Origin of the sequence: Conyzicola sp. (assembly GCF_046714715.1) — a bacterium.
GTDB lineage: Bacteria > Actinomycetota > Actinomycetes > Actinomycetales > Microbacteriaceae > Conyzicola.
On the sequence record NZ_JBKKAD010000102.1, the window covers coordinates 1 to 3,112 of the forward strand.

Annotated in this window: 4 protein-coding genes; 1 reads left to right on the forward strand and 3 read right to left on the reverse strand. The window is 67.4% G+C overall.

The features are described 5' to 3' along the window. Nucleotides 1-301: 301 nt before the first annotated feature. From ACLQ6X_RS07980 to ACLQ6X_RS07990, 3 genes are all read right to left on the reverse strand, one after another. Nucleotides 302-763, reverse strand: coding sequence for a cytochrome c oxidase subunit 4 (locus tag ACLQ6X_RS07980; protein WP_411699642.1), 462 nt, complete (start codon nt 761-763; stop codon nt 302-304). Between the two features lie 107 nt (nt 764-870). After that, nucleotides 871-1,212 carry a helix-turn-helix domain-containing protein gene (locus ACLQ6X_RS07985; RefSeq protein WP_411699643.1) on the reverse strand — a complete coding sequence of 114 codons (342 nt, stop codon included), beginning with the start codon at nt 1,210-1,212 and terminating at the stop codon, nt 871-873. A gap of 64 nt (nt 1,213-1,276) precedes the next feature. Further along, entirely contained in the window at nt 1,277-1,984 is a 708-nt protein-coding gene (locus tag ACLQ6X_RS07990) for an alpha/beta hydrolase (RefSeq protein WP_411699644.1), read from the reverse strand. A 216-nt stretch (nt 1,985-2,200) separates the two neighbouring features. Here ACLQ6X_RS07990 and ACLQ6X_RS07995 point away from each other — a divergent pair, with 216 nt between their 5' ends. Next, complete coding sequence (locus tag ACLQ6X_RS07995) at nt 2,201-3,037, forward strand: alpha/beta fold hydrolase (RefSeq protein WP_411699645.1); 837 nt, start codon at nt 2,201-2,203, stop codon at nt 3,035-3,037. Nucleotides 3,038-3,112 lie beyond the last annotated feature (75 nt).

The following is a 3,112-nucleotide window of genomic DNA, read 5'->3' on the forward strand; positions in this document are numbered from 1 at the left end:
CACCAGCGGACAAGAGAGAGCCGACGCCCTTGCCCCCTGGCTCAACTACTACAACACTGAACGCATCCACACCGGCATCGGAACCGCCCCCATCAACCGGGTGTCACCAATGTGATGGCCGAGTACAGCTAGGGGAGCGCGGCCCGCGCTGGTGGGATCAGGCCGAGGCTGACCGACTGGCGCAGGCCCAGACGGCCCTTCGTGATCTCGACGCCCTCGACGCGCCAGCTGGTTGAGTAGCGCCCTCCGCACTCCAGCTGGTTGAGTAGCGCCCTCTGGGGCGCGTATCGAAACCCCGACGTCAGTGGGCGAAGTTGCCGCGGTAGTACTCGTACACCCAGCCGACGAGGGAGATCACGAGCAGGCCCGCTCCGATGAACGCGATCCAGAACCCGACCGCCACGCCGAGGAACACGAGCGCGAGAGCGGCCGCGAGGGTGACCGGCCACCAGCTCCACGGGCTGAAGAAGCCCTGCTCGGCGTCGCCGTCGTCGATGTTCGCGTCGAGACGGTCTTCGGGCAGTACGCCGCCCTGGGTGCTGTGCAGACGTCCGACGTAGAAGGCGATGAGCGCCGAGGCCGCGCCGGCGAGCAGCAGGCCGATGGAGCCGGTGTACTCGATGACCCCGCCGGTCTTGCCGCCGGCGCCGGGGTCTTGGGCGAGGTCCTGCGCGCCGTAGAGCAGGGTCCAGACGGTGTAGACGACCGCGAGCAGAACGAAGAACACGGACAGAATCCAGAACAGCTTGGCGTTGACGCCCATAAGAACCCCTCAGGTGAGTGCGGCTCTTATTCAATGCAGGGGCATCTATTGCGGCAAGGCATTGACAAGCCGACCGCCCGCGGGAGGTCGGACGCCGCCCTGGGGGATCAGGCCGCCAAGCGGAACACGTTCGAGCCGATCGAGCGCGCGGGCGCCGACGTCTCGTTCAATCGACTCGCTACACCGATCGTGAGATCGAGCAGCGTGGTGTCGAGGGCCGCTCCGATGGCGGCGAGGATCTCGCTCGACGCCTCCTTGTAGCCGCGCTCGAGCTCGGACAGGTACTGCGGCGACACCCGCGCCTTGCTCGCGACGCCGCGCAACGTCTCGCCGCGGGCGAGACGGATCTCGCGCAGCTGCTCGCCCAGCAGTTCCCGCCAGAGGGGCTCGCGCACCTCCCGCCGCAACGGTTCACGGCCGGTCTGCGCGATTCGACGCTCGTGTCTCATGCGCCCAGTCAACAGGTACCGGGGTCAGGGATGCATCGGGTTCCGCTCACAGCAGACGATCGGATCATCCGCGCTGCGCGAGCATACGCACCTGGTCAGCGACCAGGTCGGGACGGGTGATGAACGGATGATGCCCGGTGGCAAGTTCCACGGAGCGGGTTGCACGGCTCGCGTGGAACCGCTGCAGCTCGAGCGAGGTGCTGCGGTCGTCGGCGCACACGAGGTACGTCGAATCGACGCCCCGCCAGCCGGCGGCGGTGGTCGGGGTCGTAAACGCGCTGGCCGCCTGTGCCGTCACCCGCTGCCAGGCCTGACGCTGGGTCGTGTCATCCGCGTCCTGAAGGAACCGCGCCCCGAACGATGCCGCGTCGTAGCCGGACACGCCGAGCGTTCCGTCACCGTTGTCGGCGATGGCGACCGGGTCGGTCTCGCCGCTCATGATTGCGCCCTGCGACTGCCCGACGTCGGGGAGGTACGACGACACGTAGAGCAGGTGCGCGACCGCCGGATGGCTGCCGGCCTCGGCGATCACCGTGCCGCCGTAGGAATGGCCGACGACGATCGCGGAGTCCACCTCGTCGAGTTCGCGGCGGAGTGCGGCGGCGTCGGCGGCCAGTCCGCCCGCGACCGCGTCGGGCGTGGTCTCACCGCACGACGGCAGGGCGACGGCGCGGCTGCGAATGCCGGCACTCTGCTCGAGCAGTTCGCCCGTGCGCTGCCACCACCACGCGCCGTCACGCACCAGGGCGCCGTGCACGAAGATCAGTTCCATGGCTCGATCGTAGGGTCGCCCGCCCGTAGTGCGCGGCCGTATCCGCTCAGGGCAGCGGCCCGTCGCTGAACGGGAGTTGAAACCTCGGTTGCGAGCCCGTTTCGCCACGTTTCCCGGGACTAATCTGAAATCGCTCCCATCTCGACCGGGAGCACACCACTCACACGCGGTCGTCCCCGCACGACTGGGGTTCGACACGAACAATGGAGGTCTGTCATGGCGTTTGTGACCACAGAAGATGGCACAGAGATCTACTACAAGGACTGGGGCAACAAGGATGCCCAGCCCATCGTCTTCCATCACGGATGGCCGCTGTCCAGCGATGACTGGGATGCGCAGATGCTCTTCTTCCACTCGAAGGGCTTCCGCGTCGTCGCGAGCGATCGCCGCGGTCACGGCAGGTCGACCGACATCGGAACCGGGCACGACATGGACCACTACGCCAGCGACGTCTCGGCCGTTGTCGAGCATCTGGACCTGAAGAACGCCATCCACATCGGTCACTCCACCGGTGGCGGCCAGGTCGCCCGCTACGTCGCGAAGTTCGGTGAGCCCCAGGGCCGCGTGGCCAAGGCCGTGCTCGTCGCCGCGGTGCCCCCGCTGATGGTGCAGACAGAGGCGAACCCCGACGGAACACCGATCTCGGTCTTCGACGGGTTCCGCGAAGCCCTGGCCGGCAACCGGGCCGAGTTCTTCGAAATCGTGGCATCCGGCCCCTTCTACGGATTCAACCGCGACGGCGCCACCGTCTCCCAGCCGGTGGTCGACAACTGGTGGAGGCAGGGCATGACGGGCAGCGCTCTGGCCCACTACGAGGGAATCAAGGCGTTCTCGGAGACGGACCAGACGGAAGACCTCAAGTCGATCTCCGTTCCGGTTCTGGTACTGCAGGGCGACGACGACCAGGTCGTACCCTACAAGGATGCCGCGCTGAAGCAGGCCGAACTTCTCAGCAATGCCACCCTCAAGATCTACGAGGGCTACCCGCACGGCATGCTGACCACGCACGCCGACGTTCTGAACGCCGACATCCTGGCCTTCATCCAGCAGTAGCCGGTCAGCCTTCACAGAAGACGGCGCACCCCCGGCTACCGCGGGGTGCGCCGTTAGCGCGCTGGCGGCGCGGAG

Bases quoted from the DNA above. Each gene is read 5' to 3' on its own strand.
- ACLQ6X_RS07980 (WP_411699642.1), bottom strand. From the start codon at position 763: ATGGGCGTCAACGCCAAGCTGTTCTGGATTCTGTCCGTGTTCTTCGTT.
- ACLQ6X_RS07985 (WP_411699643.1), bottom strand. From the start codon at position 1,212: ATGAGACACGAGCGTCGAATCGCGCAGACCGGCCGTGAACCGTTGCGG.
- ACLQ6X_RS07990 (WP_411699644.1), bottom strand. From the start codon at position 1,984: ATGGAACTGATCTTCGTGCACGGCGCCCTGGTGCGTGACGGCGCGTGG.
- ACLQ6X_RS07995 (WP_411699645.1), top strand. From the start codon at position 2,201: ATGGCGTTTGTGACCACAGAAGATGGCACAGAGATCTACTACAAGGAC.